We start from the raw sequence: 21,174 nt of genomic DNA, 5'->3' as shown, positions 1-21,174 counted from the left end.
GTAGCCGGATTCATCTCCTATAAAGGGGGGTACGTGGTAGGAAAGTTCCTAGGCGAGCGGCAGCAGAATCGAAAACAGTAAATAGACAAAGGGTAAGCGCCATGAAGTTTCATGCGCTTTTTTTACTTATGAACTATTTTTATAAAGTTAGATTTTTCTTACAGAGTGCCTCTTTAACCGCGTCTCGCCCAGGCGCTCCAGCTGCTGCTGCCGACAGCGAATAAAATCTTCCGCTGACTGTGGCTTTCCTGCCATGCCCAGAAGCTCGGCTAAAAGCAGATAGACCCGCTCAGGGGTAGTGCCTGACTCCCGTAGCGCCTTTAGCGATGTGGCGCCTTCACGCTTGGCCAGTTTTTCTCCATTCACATCTCGCAGTAGATCATGGTGAAATACCGCCGTCTGCCGAAAAGCACTATAGTCTAAATCCTTCGCCAGCGCAAACTGAAAGTGAGAGGAGGCCTCCAGGTCCAAGCCCCGCACCCAAAGATCTACTCCGAAAAAGGCATCGTCTACGATAGAGCTCAACTGATACGCAGGCAGATCTTCCTTTCGCCAAACGATAGCATCACGGATACTCGGTGCTAGCGGCTTGGCATAGGGGCCTAGGCGCATGGCAGGAAGGTAAACCGGAAGCGCTGGCTCACTGCGGTGTCTCCAAGCCACAGGACCCGGCGCATAGGCGGGGGCTTTCTCCCGACAAGTGCCCGGATAACCGTCAGATTCGGTCTCTTTCGCCAGTTCTTTACGCGTGCAGGAGCAGGCATACACCTTGTTTTGGCGCCGAAGGCGCAAAAAAGCCTCCCGATACAGGGGCATCCGATAGGCCTGCTTAAAGTGACCCTCAAACTCCCGAACGGAACGTGGCCCAAAGTCATAGGGCAGCCCCAAATAGGTTAAGCTCTCAAAAATATCCGCTACATATTCGGGACGGCAGCGCTGCTCATCCGCATCGTCGATACGCAGTAGAATCCGCGCCTTGAAATAACGGGCCAGGCGAAGCGTCTCCAAGAAATTAAAGAGATTGCCCAGATGCAGATAGCCACTCGGGGTAGGCGCATAGCGCGTAAGTCGAAAATAGGGTGTCAGTGGAGTCAAGTTTGGTGTATAATTCCATACGAAATTTACAACATATCGGTTAGCGGGACAAGAAAAACGCGTATTCATGCGCGGTATTTTCTCCTTATTCAAGAAAGTCTCGCCTACAGGCAGCAACGACCGAAAGCGGGTACTAGCCTACGTAGCAGGGCGAACCTGAAATAAAGGGCTGCGAATAGATGGAGGAAAGGGCTGCGGATAGCATACAAGCAAAGGAACTTCTTGACCTTTTATGTAAAAAGTACGTTTGTAGCTGCGTTTTCGCGAAAAAATTGCGACCTTTTGCAAAGATTTACGAAATAAACCAGCAAAATGAAGCGTAATTCCTTTTTTCTACTCGCTTACCTCCTGCTGGGCGTGTGGCTCTTCACGGCCGCCTGCACGCCAGCTAAGGAAAAGGGGCAAGAAACTCCTAACACAGGTGTTTCCTGGTCGCCTCTCGAGCGTGCGATGCTCCTCGAACCTACCAGTCCCTTTTACCTGGACACGAAGTCTTACCGCCTTGATCCACGCCAAGCGATCGGCGTCTTCGATTCCGGTACGGGGGGGCTGACCATCTTGGACACCATCTTGGAATTCGATGGCTTTCAAAACGCCGATGGTAGCCCTGGCGCGGACGGTCTCCCGGATTTTGAGCGCGAGGCCTTTATTTATTTGGCCGATCAGGCCAATATGCCCTATGGCAACTACGCCTCGGAGGGGAAGAGTGAACTGCTGCTGGAACATATTCTGAAGGATGCTCACTTTCTGCTCGGCAGCAGCTATGTGGATGAGCAGGGACAGCTTCAGCAGGATAAGCCCGCCATTAAGGCGCTGGTGGTGGCCTGTAATACGGCGACGGCCTACGGAAAGGAAGCGCTCATGACCTTTATGGAGCGCGCCCAGCTGCCGGTGCATGTGATCGGCGTGATCGATGCGGGCGTGCGAGGTGCCTTAGCGCATCTCGATCCTACGGAGGATGCCAGCGTCGGTGTTTTCGCGACTGTGGGCACTGTAAAATCAAAAGGCTACGCGAATACGCTTCAGGCGCAGTGGCAGGAGCTTGGGGCTACGGGCACTCTACAGGTCTTTAACCAGGGCGGTCTAGGCGTGGCGGAGGCCGTGGATGGAGAGTCTGAGTACATTGCGCCAGGGCGCAAAGCACCCGTCCGGATTACCGGGGTCCCTCCTTTGAGCATAGCGATTACCCGATCGAACGGGCACTGTGGGAGGTGTACAACTTTAACTTTGAAGAGGCAGGCATGCTCTGCGATAGTCCCGACACAGATGCATGTGAGATTTTACAGTTGAACAGCACCGAAAACTATGTCCGTTTTCATCTGGTCTCGCTGCTGGAGCAGATGCGCCAAAGTCCGAATGCTGCGCCGCTCCGTGTGCTGCTGCTAGGCTGCACGCATTATCCCTATTTAAAAGAGGAAATTCGGCAAGTTCTCGCCGAATTATACGCTTTTCGGGAGGGCGAAACGTACCGCTATCGGCACGTAATGGCACCGGAAATCGCGCTAGTAGATCCCGCCGAGAATGTGGCCGAGGAGCTGTACGCCTTTTTGCATGCCGAGAACCTGCTGCATCCCGAGTCGGCGGCGAGCGAAACGGCGTTCTACATCAGTATTCCGAATACGACCCTGCCAGAGGTGCAGGTGGACGCGGCAGGGCGCTTTCCGTATGCCTATAAATATGGACGTGAGGCGGGTGAAAACAAAGCCTTCGTGCAGTACACGCCCTTTAGCCCCGCCCATATTTCTGCCGATACCTATGAGCGCTGGCGGAATCTACCCCTACCACAGCGGCCTTCATCCAACGTTTTCAGGAGCGCCGCAGTGCGCAAGTCCAAGCTCAGCCTTAACCCTTCTTTATCCCTATGCAGACGCACCATAACTTCCCAACTTCCTGTCCTGTCGGGGCGGCTTCTTTTATGTGTAAGAATTTGAAAAACCACCTTGTTTTTCGAGGTCAGCGCGCTGTTTTTGGCTTGCTGCTCCTCCTTTTGCTGGCGCAATGTGGTCCCAGTGAACCCTCTTTTCAGGAAGGTAAAACTGCCTTTGGAAAAGAGGCCATGGTGGTGACGGCACATCCGGAGGCCACCCGTGTGGGGCTGGCGATTTTACAGGAAGGTGGTAGCGCCATCGATGCGATGGTGGCTGTGCACTTTGCGCTCGCGGTGGTCTATCCTTCAGCCGGAAATATCGGAGGTGGAGGTTTTATGGTCTATCGGGAGCCTGAGGGGCGCTATCACACCCTTGATTTTCGTGAAAAAGCCTCTTTAGAAGCATTTGAGACCATGTATTTAGATGCGGAAGGAGAGGTGCTCGAGGGCAAAAGTCTCTACGGAGCGACCGCTGCGGGAGTGCCGGGCTCTGTGGATGGCATGCTGCGGGCGCATGCTAAATTTGGCACACTTCCCCTGAAAACGCTCTTGGCGCCAGCGGTTCGGCTAGCAGAAGAAGGCTTTCCGATTACCGCCAAGCAGGCGCGGAATTTCAACAATCTAAAGGAGCGCTTCATCGAAAACAATCGCTTTCCTGAGACTGCCAAGCTCTGATTAAGGAGGCCGAGTGGCAGGAGGGGGATATCCTCCGGCAGCCGGAGCTGGGGCAGACGCTGCGGCGCATTCAGACGGCTGGAAGGGAAGGCTTTTATGGGGGCGAAACGGCCGCCTTGCTCCTGGCTGAAATCGAGGCAGGAGGTGCCCGCATGCGGCAGGAAGACCTAGATGCCTATGCCGCTCAGTGGCGTGACCCCGTGATGAGCACCTACCTGGATTACCAAGTGGTCGGCATGGGGCCGAGCAGTTCCGGCGGCATCGCTTTAGCCCAACTTTTAGGAATGGCTGAGCAAGTAGATTTCAGCGAAATGGGTTGGCAGTCTGCCGAAACGGTTCACTGGATGACCGAGCTGATGCGCCGTGTGTATGCGGATCGGGCGGCCCACTTGGGAGATCCTGACTTTTGGCCTGTGCCCCAGCAGGCTTTATTAGATCCGGCGTATTTGCGCTCGCGCGTATCCCGCATTTCGGCAGAAAAAGCCACGCCCAGTGCGGAGGTAAAGGAAATGTTTTGGGTTTACCCTGAGTCTGAGGAGACGACCCACTACAGCATCATCGATGCAGCTGGGCATGCTGTCTCGGTGACGACCACCATTAATTCTTCTTATGGTTCCAAGACCTTCGTGCATGGAGCGGCTTCCTGCTGAATAATGAGATGGACGATTTCAGCATCAAGCCAGGTTTCCCGAACATGTACGGCTTACTCGGTGGGGCCGCTAATGCCATCGCACCTGGCAAGCGTATGCTGAGTGCCATGACCCCGACGATCATCGAGCGGGAGGGTAAACTCCTGATGGTGGTGGGCACGCCGGGTGGTTCCACGATCATCACCTCTGTTTTTCAGACGATTTTAAATGTGCTCGCACATGGTATGAGCATGTCCGAAGCAGTGGCGGCACCGCGTTTTCATCATCAGTGGTACCCAGAAGACATTCAGCATGAGCCGGGGGCTTTTTCAGATGCGGTGATAGAGGCCTTGCGGGCCAAAGGGCATCCGCTTCGTGAAAGAAGTGCTTATGGGCGTGTGGATGCGATTTTAGTCACCAAGGACGGTAGGCTGGAAGGAGCTGGCGATCCGAGGGGAGATGACTGGGCAGCAGGTTTTTAGGCCTGCTGCCGCAGTGTTTTTTTAGATTCATGTGCAGGGCACTGGCTCTTTCTTCCGCTTACCAGTGGTAGCTGATGCTCAAGGAGAAATTTCTGCCGGGCTCGAAAAGGGGGCGGTTTTCCCCCACACGTAAGGGACGGTTAAGGTGCTCGAAGTAGGCGGCATCCAGTAGGTTATGGACCATTAACTTTACCGGAAGCTTAGGTAAAATAGCGTAGCTGAGGTGCAGATCTAGGAGCGTGAACGCTGGGCTTTCGAATTCTCCGAAGCTTTGCGCCACGCGCTGCTGTCCCCGCACATGCCGCAGATGCAGCTGGGTGTGGAGGCGATCCTGCAGCCAGCGGGCATGCAGCTGGTAGCGCATATCTAAAGGCGCGATCTCCGGAAGTGCCTCCCCTGTTACGGTATTTTCGCCATACGTGTAGGCTGCGCGAAATTCCTGCGTCAGCTGCGGATGCCAAGCATGGATCAGGCTGAGCTCACCACCCGCCTTAAAGGCTGCGCCGATGTTAAGCATTTGGCGAACACCTGGTGCTTGTGGCAAGCGGGGGGCGATGTCCACGATTTCTCCCGTGATATAGTCAGTGATGTAAGCCGCAAAACCATTGACCTGAATGGAAAGGCTGCTGCCTTGTCTGCGGTAGACCAGATCGGCCTGATGATTGGTCTCAGGCTTCAGCAGTGGATTTCCCAAAACCTCGAAAGGGTCTAGGCCCACAGGGAAGAAGTTGATAAAGCGCTCGGTCAGACTTCCACTCCTGCTGACGCGTGCGAGCCAAAAGCCGATTTCGTCTTTTTCTGTCAGTGTGTACTGCATGCCGCTGCTCAGGCCGGGATTCCACTGTGTGACGCTGCTGGCCTCGAATAGCTCGAGAAAACGACCATCAGGCGCGCGGGTTTCGGCCTGATTGAGGTCGAGGCGCAGGCTGCTCGTCCAGCTTAGCCGTGTGCCGTGCCATTCGTAGGAGGTGAAGAGGCCCGCCTTGCGGATGCGGCTATCTTGCCAAGCGTTTTCTAAGCGGGTAGTACCCGCCTGTGGCCCTTGTAAAAACTCCCGCTCGCGCTGCCCGGAGGCTTCTTCCTGCCGCAGGTCGAATCCTGCATAAAGTTGGTGGTTTTTCCAGCGCCACTTTCCCTCTGTTCTTCCTCCGACCATGGAGGTGATGGCAGGTGTGCGGACATTTGCGGGACGCGGATCGAGTTCCCGAAGGCCATTATCCATCAGGTGATCTACATGGGAGTAGAAGATCTGTGTGCTTAGCTGCTGGAAGATGCCGCCTGTTCCGCTGAGTGTGTGTTTCAGGCTATTTATCCAGCTGTCATCGCTACGCAGATCCATCGGCAAGGAAGGGAAGTCCACATCACGGGCAAAATTACGCTGCACATTCCAAGACAGGAGCTGGCGCTCATTTAACTGGTAATTGCCGAAGGTGCTCAGGGTACCGCGGCGAAACTGTGCGGGGACGCTGGTTCCGGTGCCGTCACGGTAGTCGCTGCCCGTGGCATAGGCGGCGGTAATTCCTCCGGAGAAGCGTGCGTTCGAAAATCCGATCATGCCTTCCTGTCGGGTAATGCCCCCGTTCGTTTCGACCATAGAGGAGACTCTTCCGAAGGTACTCCACTGGGTACTGAAGCGCGGTGCGGCAGATTGATAATTAATGGTTCCGCCGATGCCGATGCCATAGCGCAAGGCATGGGGACCTTTTAGGATTTCCACCGACTGGATGCGGCTCAGGTTTACCTGTGAGGTGGGCGGGTCCATGCGGTTCGGACAGGCCGCCGCGGCGCTGGAGAAGCCATCGATGACCACGTTTAGCTGCTCGTATTTAAAGCCTCTCAGTACGGGGTCGAAGCCGAAGCTCCCGCTTTTTCGAATACCGCTGATAGCGGGATCTGCCTGGAGGATGGCCCCTGCATCTTGGTGAAGCCGTTCGCTGACCTGCAGCTGCTGCCTGCTGCGGATGCCATCTTCTGGGCGGAGGGCCAGCACACTAACGGGGGCCAGGTCACGGGTTTGGGCGCTGAGCGCCAATTTTCCCGTCTGAAAGGCCTCTTCTAAAGCATTTCCGCTGATGCGTAGGGTGCCGATAAGCAGGTGACGCAACTGCAGCACCTCGTCGGGGGTGTACTGTAGCTGTATGCTGCCCTGTTCAGAGCTAATGCCCTGCTGCTCGCCATAGCGATAGGTAGCTCCGATGAGGGGCACTTGGTCAGAAGTGCTGTAAAGGAAAATGGTTTTTGGGTTTTGCGCATGCGCAAAGGACCTGTCCAGAATAGGCAAAACAGGAGTATGCCCATCCCGAAAAGAGGGGATGTCTTCATTTTTTTCAGTGAATAGGTGAAAAGGTAAGCGTGCCGCTAGTGATCGGGCACGAGAAAAAGGGCCTAAAAGGAGGACTTAGGCGCGTGGCGGTTGAAAAATACCAAAAATAGGGGCCTGTGGAAGGGCCATTGGGGCTGGAATGGGGTGCGAGAGGTGCCCAGTTCCCTCCTGTGCGAAGAGAAGAATCGCTGCCTGCAGCACATACAGGGTAGGGGTTTTTTCGTCCACCTGCGGAAGGGAGGATTTTTCACCCTCACCTTTGGCTTCAGCTAAGCGCTTACCGAGCTCGCACGTGCCGTCACAGCCACTTTCAGGGATGTCCTTGTTGATGCAAAATAGTTCCGCTATCGCTTCCTGGTTCCAGTGAAAATGGACCTGAATGAGCGTCAGGCGGAACAGGGAGAGCATAAGGACGATTCCGATACAGAAGGAATAGACGCTGTGCATGTTCATGGAAGCAAAGTTAGCGGGTTGGACCTGATTTTTGGTGACCTTTGGCACAAAACGACAGGAAAGAGATAAGGCGAAGGCCGGCTTGACTGCACGTATTTTAGGTAGGAATGGTGTGCAGGTGAGGAGGACTTACCTTTGTGCTTTTTATTTAATTAGGAAAATGAATTTATTTCTTGTAATTTTAAGAAGACTTATGTGAATCCTATGAAAAAATATAGCCATCCTTTAGCGCTTAAGAAATCGGCCTTGCATTTTTCGCTATTTTTCATCGCGTATCTGGGGATGAGCTTGGTTTTAAATTTATCGGTAACGTTTTGGTCCTTGCTTTTCCAAAGCGCCTTTTTCACGCTCTGCATGCATTTTACGCTGCCGATGATTTTATTAAAAGCGCAGGTTTCCTGTACGTATGATGGGCACACGGTACATGGCAAGCTGGTGCTCACGCCTCAGCACTTGGTTTTTCGGGTCGATACGATGCGGGGTGAAACGATTCGGACCTACAAGTGGGAGAAGCTGGAGCTACTGCCCCTAAAAGAGGACTGCTTGTGTCTGCTTTGGGATGGCGTAAACCGCTTAATTTTTATATGAAGGAAGAGCAGCGCTGGTACCGGGCGCTGGCGTTTTTTTTGCCGGAGGCAAAACCTCCTATGCTACGGACACAGACGAAACATTTTCTTGATTTTTTTTACGTATCCTTGTCCTATAAGTAGGCATTTTCTGCACTAAGAGATAAATGAATATGTAAATGGACATTCCGGCACTTCTTCGAGAACTTCAGGCGCAGCATGGCCCCGCGTTTTACTGGGCGCGGCAGTGCTGCGACTTTGACGAAGAGCGTGCTCGGGAGGTGCTCCAGGAGGTCAATCTCAAGATTTTAGAGGGTAGGGCGCGGTTCGATGGGCGCGCGTCGGTAAAAACCTGGTTATTCAGCGTCATTCGGCTTACGGCTTTGGAGTGGCAGCGAACGTATCGAGTGCATTACAGCCTCGAGCAGGCCCCAGAGCAGGAAGAGGAACCGTATGTGGCGGAACGTAGCGTGGAAGAGCAGCTTCTAGGGCGCCTGTCTCCTCAGCAGCGGGAGGTGCTATTATTGGTGTTTTACCATGGACATACGCTGGAGGAAGCCGCCGCGGTGATGCAACTGGCCCTAGGCACTGTGCGGACGCATTATGCACGGGCCAAGGCGCGACTGAAAGCCTTAATCGAAAAACAAGAAAAGGATGAAGCATAGGGAGATGGACGATAAGGACCTTGGGCGGTTCTTTAGCACCTTAAAGGAGCAGGATGCAGCGCGTTTTGGTCTCCCACAGGAGCGGAGTGCGCTTCAGGAGGAGGGGATGATGCGGCCTTCGGCCAAAGGGCGAGCTGGTACGTCGCTTTCGAGCACCAAGCCAGTTTTCCGAAAGCTCTGGCACTGGGCGGCGGCAGCAGCGGCGGTTTTGCTCTTGGGTTTCGGGGTGAACGGATGGCTCTCTTTTCCTGAGGAGCCACGTGACGCGCAGAGCGCGGCGTTAGCGGGGAAGCGTACAGAGAGGCAGTGGGCCTGCCTGCTTCCGAGCTGGATTTATTCTCCGTAGGCCTGGATGAAGAAGGTCAGCTGGCAATTGAAATTTGGCAGTATGCCAATTATGAGATCTGGCAAGCAGACTCAGATATACTACTTTACGATTAAAGCTAAAACGATGAAACAGATTTGGATAGTACTTTTCCTGCTGGTAGCAGGAGCGGGGAACAGCTATGCCCAGCGCGTAGAGATTAAAGAGGTAAAGGACCAGCGTGTAGAGCTGGGTGAGCGCAATCCTTTTGCGGAGGTTTATTCGGTGGATGATGTGCTCAAGCGTCGGGAGCAGTTGAAGTTAGCAGATGCGCAGGTGAAAAAAATCCGTCAGCTGCATTTGGAGACGACCGAGCAGTTCGCGAAGCTGCGCTGGGAGCTTGAAGATGCGAATCGAGCGTATGCACAGCTAGCTGCGAAAAAGGAAACAGACAAGAAAACACTGAATGCACAGCTGAAAAAAGTGTTGGCGCTAGCAGTCTCAGCTAAAAGAAAAGCGCGTCATGTCCTATGTAGAGCTACGGGATATGCTAACAGATGCCCAGCATGAAGAGATGGAGCGGCTCGCCCTTTTGGATAATCTGAGCAGACAGAGTGGACTCAAGCCTGTGGTTCGAATCGGGAAAGTGGAGCCTTTATCTGGACGTGTATCGGGTGTTTCAGGTGTAGAAGGAATCCGGCAGAAGGCTGGCGATAGTCCTAAAACCGATGGAACTCCGAGTAATGCGCGCGTGGGTGTTTCTGGATACAGTACTCCTTTTCAGGTTACTACACGTGGTGATGTGAAAGTTGTGGAAAATGCGAATGTATATGTTAGAGATAAAGATGGGAGAGTTCAATTAGTAGATCCACAAATCCGAGAAGTGCGTGTTTCAGACGGGAGTACTATCCCTACTCGTTTATTCGAGTCTGCTGTACGCACCTCTGGTCCGGATGCCCCGATCTACTTTTTTATGGATAAAAATGGCAAAGAGCTTACGGACATCGAAGGTGTGGCGGAGATCAATCCAAATGAGATCAAGGCGATAGAAGTTTTAAAGGGAGAGGCTGCCGTCGAGCGTTTCGGTGCACGCGGGAAAAATGGGGCGATTATCATTACGCTAAAGTAAATGGGATAAACGGTTTTTTATGTTTGATTGATTAGGTAAGCTTTAGTAGGGGAGGTCCCTTGCTAAAGCTTTTTTTTAGGTCTGTTCTACGAAAAAATAGTAGAACTACGAAAATAAAATAATTTATTACGAAAAATTCGTAGGATTTTCAGATTTAATCCCTATCTTTGAAATGTGAATTAACCAAAGAACCTTTTAAACGGAATCAGATATGCCGAAGGAAACACTAACCCAGCAGGAGGAGGCCATCATGCAGTGTGTGTGGGAGCGTGAGGAGTGCACCGTTCGAGATGTGCTAAACGCACTTCCAGAACCTAAGCCTCCTTATACGACGCTAGCTTCCATCATGAAAGTAATCGAGAATAAGGGCTTCCTGCACCACAAGTTGTTCGGGAATGTTAAAGTCTACCGTCCAGCTATTAGCTTAGATCAGTATAAAAAGCGGTCTTTAAAGTCTTTATTAAAGAATTATTTCGGAGGTTCTATGGAGGAGGTGCTCTCTTATATGTTGAAAGACGAGCAGGTGCGTCCGCAGGAGCTAGAGGAGTTACGGGAACTGATTGCCAAACACGAAAACAACAAGAAAGATGGAACTGCTTCTTAAATTTCTTTGGCAGGGGACTGCCATCCTCCTCATCGGGGGGCTTTTTTACCGGCTATGGCTAGCGCGCTTGACTTTTTTCGAGTGGAATCGGGCCTATCTGTTGCTGGTAGGTGGTTTGGCGGTACTCGTCCCTTTTCTTTCTTGGAAGCTACCCGCCCTGATGCAGCCCGAGCAGCTACCCTATCTGAGCTTTCCGGAATTTGGGGTAGCCCCTGATGCCTTGGCCAGCGAAGAGGTGTCCAGGTATAGCATTTGGGAGCTGATGGGTTTTGTGTACCTGTCGGGGGTGGCGCTTGTTTGGCTTCGCTTGGGTGCGGGACTTTGGAAACTGCATCGGCAGCTGGGTCAGGCTAGTATTTATCGTCGTTTTGGAGTTACGCTGTATGTGTCGCCTCGTTTTCGCGCCAGTTCTTTTTTCGGTAAAATCATGTTGGCTCCCGAGGAGCTGGCGCATCCAGAGCTGCGTGCGATTATCAGTCATGAGTTAGAGCATGTACAGCGTTTTCACAGCATCGACCGGCTGTTTTGGTACCTGCTAAAAGGACTGTTTTGGTTTAATCCTTTTGTGTACACCTTGGAAAAAGAGCTGGTCACCCTGCATGAATATCAGGTAGATGAGGCCTTACAGGCCAAAGTAGACCGTGCGCAGTATGCACATCTTCTGCTGCAACAATTAGAGCTGGGATTAGCCCCTGTTCCTGTTAATACGTTCAATCAATTTCAACTTAAACAACGAATCATGATGATGTTTCAATCCAAATCCCCTGCAAATCTGAAAAAGCGTTTTGCGCAAGTTACCCCGCTCCTAGTAGCGATTGCCTTATTGTTTGCCTGTGAGACAGGTGATGAGGGCTCCAGTCCTTTAAATGAAAATCAGTTGGAGGAAGCAGGTCAAGTCGCTGCCTTATCTGAAAATGGCCGTGAAGATCTAGGAGAGGTGTTCGATGTCGTGGAACAACCTCCTATGCCAGCAGGAGGGATGGAAGGATGGGCGGACTATCTAAGCCAGAATCTAAAGTATCCAGAGGCTGCTAAAAAAGCGGGTATCGAAGGAACGGTATATGTGGTATTTGAGGTCAGCAAAACAGGTTCTATTCATAATGTTGAGATTTTACGTGGAATCGGCGGAGGCTGTGATGAGGAAGCGATTCGTGTGGTAAGTCAGGCACAAAACTGGAATCCAGGCAAGCAGCGCGATCGTGAGGTAAATGTGCGCATGCGCCTACCTGTAAAATTTAAATTAAGTTAAACACATTCCACCCAGCAGTATGCAGGCACTTGAGGTTTTCAGGTGCCTGTTTTTCTAAAATCAAGGCATAAGAGGGATTAAATGTTATTGACTTTTTAGTAAGTAGTAGTATTGCTTAATCACAAATGATTGGAGCACATCTTAAGTGCTGATAATATCTGTTTTCTATTAAAATCACAGCATCAAGGGGTGATAAAGTTAAAATTTTTTCTACAGTTTTAATGTGAAAAAATAGGCGAGTAAGCTCGTATGAATTCTGGAATTATGAAAAAACAAATCTTAGGTCTTTTAATCCTTGTTGTATTTGGGTGTAAGCCAAATATGACGGATGAATACTTTTTACAAAAAATAGTAGAAAATTTGAATGAGATTAGTTCTGTCTCATATTTTGAAGAAACAATTTCGAGTGCGCCCGGTGATACAATAGCATTCACTGAAGCAAAAAGAGTTTATCATAAAGTTATCGTTAATTCGTTGGATAGCCTGGTTGGTGCAAGCTCATTTACTTTTTTATCTGAAGATACAACAAAAATGACAGATTTTTATGATGGCCAAGTAAGAGGAAAGGTTAATTGGGCTAAACAGACTGTTAAAGTTGATAGTTTTGTAAATAATCCACATCCTTTCAGGCTTGTATATTATCCTTTTTATACGAAGATCAATTCCATTTTAAAATATGCTTTAACTACTGAGGATGATATTCAAGTGAATTTTGAAGACTATGGTGATTCTCTATATTTTAGATTAAAAATTATCGATAAGCATGTATATTTCCATATTAATCCAATTACGATTAAAAATGAATATATTCCAGAAGATGAAATTTCTCAATTTGATATTTGGTTTAATAAAAAAGATCTCCTGCCTTATCGGATGGAAAGTAAATGGCATCACGTGACCTTGTTTCAATCTGTTTATTCTCCAAATTTAAACTTTTCAAAGGCCGCGACCATGCATGCGAGGGAATACTTCCCTTCTTATTTTTCTCTTCAGTATTTCGATCGCGATGCCACGAGGGCTGAAGGTCAAGTTGGGAAAAAACAAATTCTTATTGGTGAAATTGCACCCGATTGGGTCTTACAAGATGTTGATTACAATATCGTGAAGTTAAGTGATTTGAAAAGTAAGGTGCTTTTAATACAGTTTACGGGTATTGGCTGTGGTCCATGCCACCTTTCAATTCCTTTCCTTAAGAGCCTTGCAAAAAAGTATGAGGATCAAGATTTTGAGCTTTTGAGTTTAGAAACATGGAGTAATAATTTAGAGGGTCTGAAAAGATATCAGCAGAAAAATGACTTAAATTTTAAATTTTTAAAATCGTCTCCAGAAGTCACTGCCTCTTATGGGGTTCCGTCTGTTCCTGTTTTTTTTGTCATTGATGAAAATAGAGTGATAAGAGAAGTAATCACTGGATATAGTAAAGGAGAAACTGACAAAGAAATTTTAGAAACTAATTCAAAAAGTATTGTAACATCTTGTGTTTGAACCAAGTGGTTACCGTAAGTGTAGCTGATCTTTAGTAAAACTTTTTACTCGTATAAAATAGTACTTTTCGTTTGGGGTTTGGGCGTAAATGCTTCGGGTTTGATGTATTTAAATGTATGTGAATAGTCTGATTACCTATTTCATAATAAAAGAAAAGCCCTCGCCAGAAGCGAGGGCTTTTTATCAAAAATTACCTTATGCGAAAATGGTATGTGTTTTTAGTCTTCCTGCGCGACGATGTTAAGCTCGAAGGTGATATCGAAGTCTACATCTCCATCTGTAGCAGTGGAAGTGGCTGATTTTACGCCAGGCTGATGTGCTAACCATACTCGGAATTCAGCTCCCATGACTGGTCCACCTGTCACCCAACGCGTTTTTAGGCCTAAAGGTAGCCCATTATCATCAAAGTCTAGATAGTTGATGGCGCCATCACGATCCTCGATGTTACCGATACCCATAGGGTCGCTGAAGACATCGCGTGTGAACTCGAAAAACATTTGATGCTCATCGTCTTCATCACGGATTTCCTTCTGTACGTCTTCCACAGGAGATACCAGTCGGTTAAGCAGCTCAAACGTCAAAATATACGCTGTATTCGGGCGAAGTGTAATCGGTTCTACAGTGAAGCGTGAATCGATGCCTAGTCCACCAGTAGGGTCTTCCGCTAAGGCACGAACCACATGCGAACCGTCTTCTGCTGTAAAGATTAGCTCTACGTCAGTGAAGATTTCCACCTCATTTTCTTCTTCTGGTGCTTCTGCTTCCGAGCATGCGAAACCAAGGCCGATCATAAAAACGGCGAGTAGTAGTGTGTGTAATTTGTTCATGTGAAACATGGTAATTAAAATTTATAGTGAATAGATAGAATAATGTTTCTTCCTAGGTCATCGGCGAAGAAGCGCATAGCATTCAGATAGTCGCGATAACGTGTGTTTAGTGCATTCGTTACCATCACACTACCTCCTATTCTGCCCTTTTCTGCGGATGCAAAGGCATTTAGTAGAAAGTAACCCGGAGGTGGCGCTAGGAAATCGAAGATTTCCGAGTCGATGGAAATAACCTCTGTCCCCTCTATTAAGCTCCGGATGGATACTTCTCTCGGTGCCTGAAATTGACGGAACGTATAGGAAGGCTGCAGACTAAATTCGACCCTGTCGAAAGGACCTACATTCGTATTTTTATAATTTAGTTCATAGTTGATGTGGATAGGGGGCTGATTGATGAGGGGCTCATCGCGCTCCACATTCCAGCTCCAGATGTAACTTCCACCGAATTTAGAGCTCCAGTTAGAGGTATGCTGCCACTCCACCTGTACATCTGCTCCTGTAAAAAAGGCATCAGCTTGGGTAAAGATATAGGTCGGCATCGGCCCACGTAAGGTACCCACGACACCTATAGGGCGCCAGTAGATGAAGTTACCGATGTAATTCGCATAAGCAGAGGCGCTAAACCGGAATTTTTCTCCTTTTACATCGATTTCATTCATCCACTTGTAACTCTGCTCCGCCTCTACGCCACTTTCGTTAAATGGAACGACCCGGTTATTTTGCAACCTACCTTCCTCGTCTTCGAAGTAGCGTAATAGGCCGAACGTCTGTCGTGCTTCATGCTGTCCAAAACTGTAGAGCTCGGCCATATTTGGTGGCCTCCAGCCTGTTCCTAAGTTGCTTCTGAACGTACTTCGTGGACTAAGTTCACGAACAAAGCCTAGGGCAGCGGTAAAGTTCGAGAATGTAAAATTATCCGCAAACTGCGCCTGTGTACGCTCTCTTCCAGCGACTGAGTTCTGCTCGAAATCATAGCGCAAGCCGAACTCCCATTCGCTATTTCCTTTGGTGTAGGTTTCGATCAGAAAGGCGCTGGCTCGAAAACTGTTGTAGTTCGGTATGAATGGAGTAATGCTGGTACCCGGGTTATTGCTGTTCTGCTGCGTGAGGATCTGCACGCCCGCGACACCACTCCAATTCGCTGCGAGGCGATGCGTCCAATCCGCTTGAATATCATTAGACACCAAGTTTAAATCGATAATGGGCAAGTCTGCATTACGCCGCACATCAAATTCTTCGCGCTGATTCGACTGAAACGCATAGCGTAAGCTGAAGAAGTTGGACTCATTTAGTGTATAATCTAATTTTAAAGAGGCAAGATGATGCCGCACAAATTGGTTCGGCTCGTTAATTTCATAAGAGAAATCACGGATAAAGGTGGGGCGCTCGGCCTCGAAATTCCGGATGAGTGCCGCACCACTACTTCCGATGGATGCACGCAGAATCCCTAGGTTTTGATTTACGAAGCTGTAATAGGCACGCGCATTTAAGCGATCAGTAATTTTATAGCGTGCTCCTGCATGGGCCGTAAATTCACGGGCGCCGGTATTGGTCAATACATAATCCGGGGCTTCTCTGTCCCCTACGATATTGACTTTGCCACCGGCATGCCAACTGAAACGTTCTTTACCTTCACTGATATCAAATGCGGTGTTAAAACCGCGCCCATTTGTTTGGTAACCTGTAACCACTTGCCCGCTAATTTCTTGGTTAAACGGCAGCGTGTTGGATTCAGTCAGTACCGCACCTCCAAGTGCGTCAGGGCCGTAGCGGACTGCGGCAGCACCTTTAATGACGGAAATACTTTCGGCACTGTTGATATCAATTTCCGGTGCATGGTCAGAACCCCAGTTTTGGAAGCCATGCTTAAAGCCATTATTTAGAATAAGAATTCTGTTTCCATACAGTCCATGGATAACGGGTAGTTGGATGTTCGAGCCGAAGGAGGCAAAGGTCACGCCCTGTACGCCAGACAGCACGGTCCCTAAGGAGGCGGTTCGGTTTCTTTCGATTAATTCACGGTCGACACTGCTAACGGATAAACTACGTGTTCCTTCCTCACGCATTTTTTCACCCCGTATTTCCACCGTGTTTAAGGTTTCATCTGAGGGGTCTAAGTAAATCATATTGTCTTTTGCAGGCTGTAAGGTCACTGCTTTTTCGGCATAGCCTAGAAAGCGCACGGAGACACGAGCGTCACTGGTGTAGGGCACAGTTATTTCGAAGTAGCCTTTTGCATTCGCCACGACGATACGCTGGTCTCCATCCAGGAGCTGGAGCGTAGCACCTGCAAGTGCTTCTTGGGTTCCGGTTTCGTAAATAAAGCCTGTAAAGGTGCGGTCTTGGGCCCGAGCCTCTAAACCGAAGAGACCGGAGCACAGGAGCATACAGGCACTGATAAGTAACTTATAAGCCATAGAGAAAGGGATACATGGTAGCGTACGCTTTGCGCCTCGGCGCAAATGAGTCAATAAACGGGAGCAAAATCAGCTGGAAAGGGGATGTATGGAATCCAAAAGGATGCACTTCACCCCAGTATGCAGCAGCGATTAGGAAATAAATGAAGATAGGGAAGGGGGGCCACGTAGGCTGTTCGCATCTTGTCCAGAGGGAAGTAGGGAGCAAGAGGCATAAAAAAGTGTGTTTTCGTAAAGTAAAGCGAAAGCGGTCTGGGTGGGATAGACGGGTGTGGAGTCGAAGGTATGCAGCGGATTCGAGATGATATCGAGAAGATGGTACTCTTCCTCGCTATGTTCGTGCTCGCCGTCTTGATCGGCCACAGGTGCGCATGGACAATGATATTCCCCTCTCCGTCCACGTGGTGGTGCGGTTTACCATACCGTTATAAAGCATCACAAAAAAGATGCTGAGGTAGAGGTAGGCGAGAAGAGCTTTAGCTTGTCCTTTTTTCACGATAAGGCAAATATACAGATGATTTTTTTAAGGAGGCAACTTTTACCTCAGGTAATTACTATATACTGCGCTTGTTTACACGAGCGGCAGTAGTTTAGGTTACACTGCTTATGGAATCTATTTGCCAGTTATCTAATTTTTTCGGGTTTTCGCTCGGTTTCGAGGGCTTGGCTATAGTAATTTACCGTAAAAACGAAGCGTTTCTGCGGTAGGACGTCCGAAATTCCCTTATATTCACAGATGAATTCCCAAAATAAAAAGTTATAACCATGACCTACCAGCATGATTTTAAGCAGTCAGTGCAGCATCCGGAAGAATTTTGGAGGGAGAAGGCGACTGCTATCAAATGGTTTCAAGAGCCGAAACAAATTTTAACCCAAAATGCCGCTGGTTTTTACCGCTGGTTTGAAGGGGGGCAGCTGAATACTGCCTACCTCTGTTTAGATTATCATATCGAGCAGGGGCGAGGAGATCAGGATGCCTTAATTTATGATTCTCCTGTGACGGATACGATCGAGAAATTCACCTATCGTGAGCTGCGTGATAAGGTCGCCAAGTTTGCGGGTGTTTTAGCAGCACAGGGTGTGGGCAGAGGAGATGCCGTCGTTATTTATATGCCGATGATACCTGAGGCGGTGATCGGGATGTTAGCTTGCGCGCGACTGGGTGCGATTCATTCTGTTGTTTTCGGAGGTTTTGCTCCTCATGAGTTAGCTGTACGTATCGATGATGCACGGCCTAAAGTGATTCTTTCTGCTTCTTGTGGGATAGAATTTGAGCGGATTTTGCCGTATAAGCCGTTAGTGGATAAAGCTTTGCGCGAAGCGCAACATCAGCCCAACGCGCATATTATGTTCGTGCGAAGTCAGCAGCCGGAGACCTTAGATGGTCCGGGTGAGGTGGATTGGGCGCAAGCGGTGGAGCATGCGGAGCCCGTGGATCCTGTTCCTGTGGATGCACATGATCCTTTGTATATTTTATATACGTCTGGCACGACAGGTAAGCCTAAGGGAATTATCCGAGATAATGGGGGCCATGCTGTGATGATGAAGTGGAGCTTAGGGGCCACCTATGACACACATCCTGGGGAAGTTTTCTGGGCTGCGTCTGATATCGGTTGGGCTGTAGGCCATTCTTATATTGTGTATGCCCCTTTGATTAATGGGTGCACGACGATTTTATTTGAGGGGAAGCCGATTCGTACGCCGGATGCCGGAACTTTTTGGCGTGTGATCGCTCAGCATAAGGTGAAAACGTTCTTTACAGCACCTACTGCTATTCGGGCGGTGAAGAAAGAGGATTTCGAAGGAAAGTTGTTTCGCAAGTATGACGTATCTTCATTAAAATACTTGTTCGTGGCGGGGGAACGCTGTGATCCTGCGACGTACGACTGGGCGAGTCAGCTGCTGGGTATTCCAGTGATCGATCACTGGTGGCAGACGGAGTCGGGAGCTCCTATGCTGGCGAATATGGCGGGTTATGGGCTTCAACCGATTAAGCGGGGTGCGGCAGCTACGCCTGTTCCGGGCTTCCAAATGGAGATTTTAGGGGAGGATGGTTCTATCTTGGGGCCAGGTGAAGAAGGGTATGTGACGATCAAGCTGCCTTTACCTCCGGGTTGTCTGCCTACCCTATGGGGAGATGATGCGCGTTTTCAGCAGTCGTATTTGAATCGTTTTCCAGGTTACTATTTAAGTGGTGACGGGGGCTATAAGGATGCCGATAATTATTTCTACATCATGGGCCGTGTCGATGATGTAATTAATGTGGCGGGACATCGTCTGTCCACGGGAGAAATGGAAGAAATGGTGGCTGCTCATCCAGCGGTGGCAGAGTGTGCAGTTGTAGGTATAGCGGATGAATTAAAGGGGCAGCGGCCTGTTGGCCTCGTCGTACTTAAAGATGGAGTGGAGATCGCATCGGATGTTTTAGAGGCAGAGCTGGTGGCGGATATTCGCGCTAAAATCGGTGCGGTAGCTTTCTTTAAGACCTGTATCGTGGTGAAGCGCTTACCGAAGACACGCTCGGGCAAGATTTTACGCAAGAATATCCGTATGCTGGCTGATGGTGTGCACTTCGAAACGCCTTCTACGATAGATGATCCTTCGATTTTACAAGAGATAAAAGAGACCCTTGCGCAAGAAAAGGTAGGTCTGGCCTTTGTTTGATGGCTTTTTATACGTTAAGCGGCCATTGAAAAATGAATCCCCTGAATCTAATGATTGAGGGGATTTTTATTGGATAACGAATCCTTTCGGATGTTAAATGTTTTAAATGAGGTGTGTATTACGTTATAAATTTTTATATTTATTGTTCAAATGCATCATTTATCTTTCCATTTAACGTAATCACTATGAAACATTTTGGGTTAGGGGTATTCACTTTAGTTCTGATTTTAGGCCTGGTTTCCTGTCAGGGCGGAGAAAAGCAGCAAGAGTCGGATCCATTTTTACATCTTAGCGGGCAGGTGCTGAACAGCAAGGAAGAGGCTGTTAAGATTTATTATGGGGAGGAGCAGCAAGAGTTAAAGCTGGATTCTGCGGGTAATTTTCAGGGAGAGATTCCAGTAAGCCGCTTAGGTATGGTTACCGTGGCACATGCACGTACGGGGATTAGTCTCTATTTAGGACCTGGCGATCGGTTTCAGGTGAATTTTGATGCGGAGGATTTCGATGCCACGCTGGCATTGGATGGGGATCGACTTGCTGAAAATGAGTATTTACTAGAAAAGAAGCATTCTTTTAAAGCTTCAGGTGTAGAAAACTGGATGGAGGTTTTAGCGCTGCCTTTTGAAGAAATGATTGCAAAGCGGGATGCGGCGTATGAGGAAGTGCGGGCGTCCTTTGAGGCGCAAGCGGCAGAGGGCAAGTTTTCTGAGTCCTTTGTGCAGATGGAGACTGCATTTTTTGCGTATGAGCCGCTTTTAATGGAGTTAAGCTATCCGGACTATTACAGCTACATTCATCAGATCCAAAAACGGGAGGATATTCCGTATCCTGCTAAAGAAGTAGAGAAACGATTAGCAGCTATTCCTACAGATGATCCTAGCCTCTTGGATTATGCCTTTTACAATACACTTTTAGAGCGGTTTTATGGTTCGGTGGCGCAGGAGCTGATGCGGGTGTATCCAGCAGACGAGCGTCCTTCTTATCAGGCCGTTCGCTGGAAGGTCATCGATTCATTAGCGCGTCATGCAGAGATTCGGGTAACATTAAAGTTTTCAGATGTTAAAGATCAGTTGTCTTATCGTGGCCCTGTTCACGCGCAGGAAATAATCTCCCTGTTCGAGGCGGAAAACCCATCTGAAAAAATGATGGCGAAACTTGCCGAAGAGAAAGCGCGCTGGGAGCCGATTAGCCAGGTGCGGAAGTGCCTAATTTCAGCTTTACGACAGTAGAGGGTGAGCAAGTGGATTTAGCTAGCTTGAAAGGGCAGTATGTGTATATTGATATTTGGGCGACTTGGTGTGGACCCTGTATCGGGGAGCATCCCCATTGGGATAAGTTGAAAGCAGACTACAGCCATCAGCCGATTGCTTTTTTAACCGTGTCTATCGATGATAACCGAGAGGACTGGGAAAAGATGGTCGCCAATAAGCAGATGGAAGGCTTGCAGTGGTTTGCCGATGGAGCTTGGTCTTCAGAACTCGCACAGCATTTTATGGTGCGCGCCATCCCACGTTTTCTGCTTTTAGACATGGAGGGTAAGGTTTTAGATCCTTCGGCAGACCGTCCTTCAGGTAAAATCCGCGAGGTGTTGGACGAATTATTAGCAGCCAAGAATTTGTTAGCTTCCGGAAAGTAAGCCAAGGAAATAGGTATGTAAAGGAATCACTCCCTTCAGGGAGGTTTTTCTTTTTACTTCTTTTGAAAGCCCTGCTAGAATTTGTTCTAACAGGCTTTTTCCAT

22 protein-coding genes are annotated in these 21,174 nt (G+C 49.1%); 16 read left to right on the top strand and 6 right to left on the bottom strand.

Features of this window, described 5'->3' with window-relative positions; genetic code table 11:
* Positions 1 to 147: 147 nt before the first annotated feature.
* A complete protein-coding gene (locus tag A3SI_RS15820) occupies positions 148 to 1,095 on the bottom strand; it encodes a glutamate--tRNA ligase family protein (RefSeq protein WP_009057474.1) in 948 nt (315 codons plus the stop codon).
* Positions 1,096 to 1,407: 312 nt separating this feature from the next.
* Here A3SI_RS15820 and A3SI_RS17865 point away from each other — a divergent pair, with 312 nt between their 5' ends.
* From A3SI_RS17865 to A3SI_RS21785, 5 genes are read left to right on the top strand one after another with little or no spacing between them, the layout of a single operon-like run.
* Positions 1,408 to 2,385, top strand: coding sequence for a glutamate racemase (locus A3SI_RS17865; RefSeq protein ID WP_009057473.1), 978 nt, complete (start codon positions 1,408 to 1,410; stop codon positions 2,383 to 2,385).
* Complete coding sequence (locus tag A3SI_RS15810; protein ID WP_162098478.1) at positions 2,337 to 3,026, top strand: aspartate/glutamate racemase family protein; 690 nt, start codon at positions 2,337 to 2,339, stop codon at positions 3,024 to 3,026. The genes A3SI_RS17865 and A3SI_RS15810 overlap by 49 nt, the downstream gene beginning before the upstream one ends.
* On the top strand, positions 3,023 to 3,637 hold the full coding sequence (locus A3SI_RS21795; RefSeq protein ID WP_262491794.1) for a gamma-glutamyltransferase: 615 nt from the start codon (positions 3,023 to 3,025) through the stop codon (positions 3,635 to 3,637). The genes A3SI_RS15810 and A3SI_RS21795 overlap by 4 nt, the downstream gene beginning before the upstream one ends.
* Complete coding sequence (locus A3SI_RS21790) at positions 3,634 to 4,287, top strand: gamma-glutamyltransferase (RefSeq protein WP_316929243.1); 654 nt, start codon at positions 3,634 to 3,636, stop codon at positions 4,285 to 4,287. The genes A3SI_RS21795 and A3SI_RS21790 overlap by 4 nt, the downstream gene beginning before the upstream one ends.
* Before the next feature lie 8 nt (positions 4,288 to 4,295).
* Positions 4,296 to 4,748, top strand: coding sequence for a gamma-glutamyltransferase (locus tag A3SI_RS21785; protein WP_009057469.1), 453 nt, complete (start codon positions 4,296 to 4,298; stop codon positions 4,746 to 4,748).
* Between the two features lie 58 nt (positions 4,749 to 4,806).
* Here A3SI_RS21785 and A3SI_RS15800 read toward each other — a convergent pair whose 3' ends face one another.
* Both A3SI_RS15800 and A3SI_RS15795 read right to left on the bottom strand, forming a co-directional pair.
* Entirely contained in the window at positions 4,807 to 7,029 is a 2,223-nt protein-coding gene (locus A3SI_RS15800) for a TonB-dependent receptor domain-containing protein (RefSeq protein ID WP_009057467.1), read from the bottom strand.
* Positions 7,030 to 7,146: 117 nt separating this feature from the next.
* Positions 7,147 to 7,524 (bottom strand): hypothetical protein, encoded by a 378-nt coding sequence (locus tag A3SI_RS15795; RefSeq protein ID WP_009057463.1) that lies wholly within the window; start codon positions 7,522 to 7,524, stop codon positions 7,147 to 7,149.
* A 204-nt stretch (positions 7,525 to 7,728) separates the two neighbouring features.
* Here A3SI_RS15795 and A3SI_RS15790 point away from each other — a divergent pair, with 204 nt between their 5' ends.
* From A3SI_RS15790 to A3SI_RS15755, 8 genes are all read left to right on the top strand, one after another.
* Complete coding sequence (locus A3SI_RS15790) at positions 7,729 to 8,112, top strand: hypothetical protein (RefSeq protein ID WP_009057461.1); 384 nt, start codon at positions 7,729 to 7,731, stop codon at positions 8,110 to 8,112.
* A 157-nt stretch (positions 8,113 to 8,269) separates the two neighbouring features.
* Positions 8,270 to 8,755 carry an RNA polymerase sigma factor gene (locus A3SI_RS15785; protein ID WP_009057459.1) on the top strand — a complete coding sequence of 162 codons (486 nt, stop codon included), beginning with the start codon at positions 8,270 to 8,272 and terminating at the stop codon, positions 8,753 to 8,755.
* Positions 8,745 to 9,101, top strand: a complete 357-nt coding sequence (locus A3SI_RS15780) for a hypothetical protein (protein ID WP_009057457.1) — start codon at positions 8,745 to 8,747, stop codon at positions 9,099 to 9,101. Before A3SI_RS15785 ends, A3SI_RS15780 begins: the two co-directional genes overlap by 11 nt.
* A gap of 105 nt (positions 9,102 to 9,206) precedes the next feature.
* The gene (locus A3SI_RS15775; protein ID WP_009057455.1) at positions 9,207 to 9,629 is read left to right on the top strand and encodes a hypothetical protein; all 423 of its coding nucleotides are present in this window, start codon (positions 9,207 to 9,209) and stop codon (positions 9,627 to 9,629) included.
* On the top strand, positions 9,583 to 10,188 hold the full coding sequence (locus A3SI_RS15770; RefSeq protein WP_009057453.1) for a TonB-dependent receptor: 606 nt from the start codon (positions 9,583 to 9,585) through the stop codon (positions 10,186 to 10,188). The genes A3SI_RS15775 and A3SI_RS15770 overlap by 47 nt, the downstream gene beginning before the upstream one ends.
* Positions 10,189 to 10,399: 211 nt before the next feature.
* Complete coding sequence (locus tag A3SI_RS15765; protein WP_009057451.1) at positions 10,400 to 10,792, top strand: BlaI/MecI/CopY family transcriptional regulator; 393 nt, start codon at positions 10,400 to 10,402, stop codon at positions 10,790 to 10,792.
* Positions 10,776 to 12,041, top strand: a complete 1,266-nt coding sequence (locus tag A3SI_RS15760) for a M56 family metallopeptidase (protein ID WP_009057449.1) — start codon at positions 10,776 to 10,778, stop codon at positions 12,039 to 12,041. Before A3SI_RS15765 ends, A3SI_RS15760 begins: the two co-directional genes overlap by 17 nt.
* Positions 12,042 to 12,305: 264 nt before the next feature.
* Positions 12,306 to 13,526: a peroxiredoxin family protein gene (locus A3SI_RS15755; protein ID WP_156810350.1), complete on the top strand. Its 1,221-nt coding sequence runs from the start codon at positions 12,306 to 12,308 to the stop codon at positions 13,524 to 13,526.
* Positions 13,527 to 13,744: 218 nt separating this feature from the next.
* Here A3SI_RS15755 and A3SI_RS15750 read toward each other — a convergent pair whose 3' ends face one another.
* The 3 genes from A3SI_RS15750 to A3SI_RS15740 all read right to left on the bottom strand — a co-directional run bounded on the left by A3SI_RS15750 (position 13,745) and on the right by A3SI_RS15740 (position 17,133).
* Positions 13,745 to 14,353 carry a hypothetical protein gene (locus tag A3SI_RS15750; protein WP_238531821.1) on the bottom strand — a complete coding sequence of 203 codons (609 nt, stop codon included), beginning with the start codon at positions 14,351 to 14,353 and terminating at the stop codon, positions 13,745 to 13,747.
* Between the two features lie 14 nt (positions 14,354 to 14,367).
* On the bottom strand, positions 14,368 to 16,770 hold the full coding sequence (locus A3SI_RS15745) for a TonB-dependent receptor (RefSeq protein ID WP_009057445.1): 2,403 nt from the start codon (positions 16,768 to 16,770) through the stop codon (positions 14,368 to 14,370).
* Between the two features lie 132 nt (positions 16,771 to 16,902).
* The gene (locus A3SI_RS15740; protein WP_009057443.1) at positions 16,903 to 17,133 is read right to left on the bottom strand and encodes a hypothetical protein; all 231 of its coding nucleotides are present in this window, start codon (positions 17,131 to 17,133) and stop codon (positions 16,903 to 16,905) included.
* Between the two features lie 402 nt (positions 17,134 to 17,535).
* On the opposite strand from A3SI_RS15740, the gene A3SI_RS15735 reads away from it, so the two are divergent.
* The 3 genes from A3SI_RS15735 (at position 17,536) to A3SI_RS15725 (ending at position 21,070) form a co-directional block, all read left to right on the top strand.
* Positions 17,536 to 19,434: an acetate--CoA ligase gene (locus tag A3SI_RS15735; protein WP_009057441.1), complete on the top strand. Its 1,899-nt coding sequence runs from the start codon at positions 17,536 to 17,538 to the stop codon at positions 19,432 to 19,434.
* 185 nt (positions 19,435 to 19,619) lie between these two features.
* Positions 19,620 to 20,663 carry a DUF4369 domain-containing protein gene (locus A3SI_RS15730; RefSeq protein WP_040671182.1) on the top strand — a complete coding sequence of 348 codons (1,044 nt, stop codon included), beginning with the start codon at positions 19,620 to 19,622 and terminating at the stop codon, positions 20,661 to 20,663.
* Positions 20,636 to 21,070 carry a TlpA family protein disulfide reductase gene (locus tag A3SI_RS15725; RefSeq protein WP_083836562.1) on the top strand — a complete coding sequence of 145 codons (435 nt, stop codon included), beginning with the start codon at positions 20,636 to 20,638 and terminating at the stop codon, positions 21,068 to 21,070. The genes A3SI_RS15730 and A3SI_RS15725 overlap by 28 nt, the downstream gene beginning before the upstream one ends.
* The last annotated feature ends 104 nt before the right edge of the window (positions 21,071 to 21,174 follow it).

Source organism: Nitritalea halalkaliphila LW7, from assembly GCF_000265075.1.
In the GTDB taxonomy this organism is placed as follows: domain Bacteria; phylum Bacteroidota; class Bacteroidia; order Cytophagales; family Cyclobacteriaceae; genus Nitritalea; species Nitritalea halalkaliphila.
This window is presented reverse-complemented; position numbering and strand designations above follow the sequence as displayed.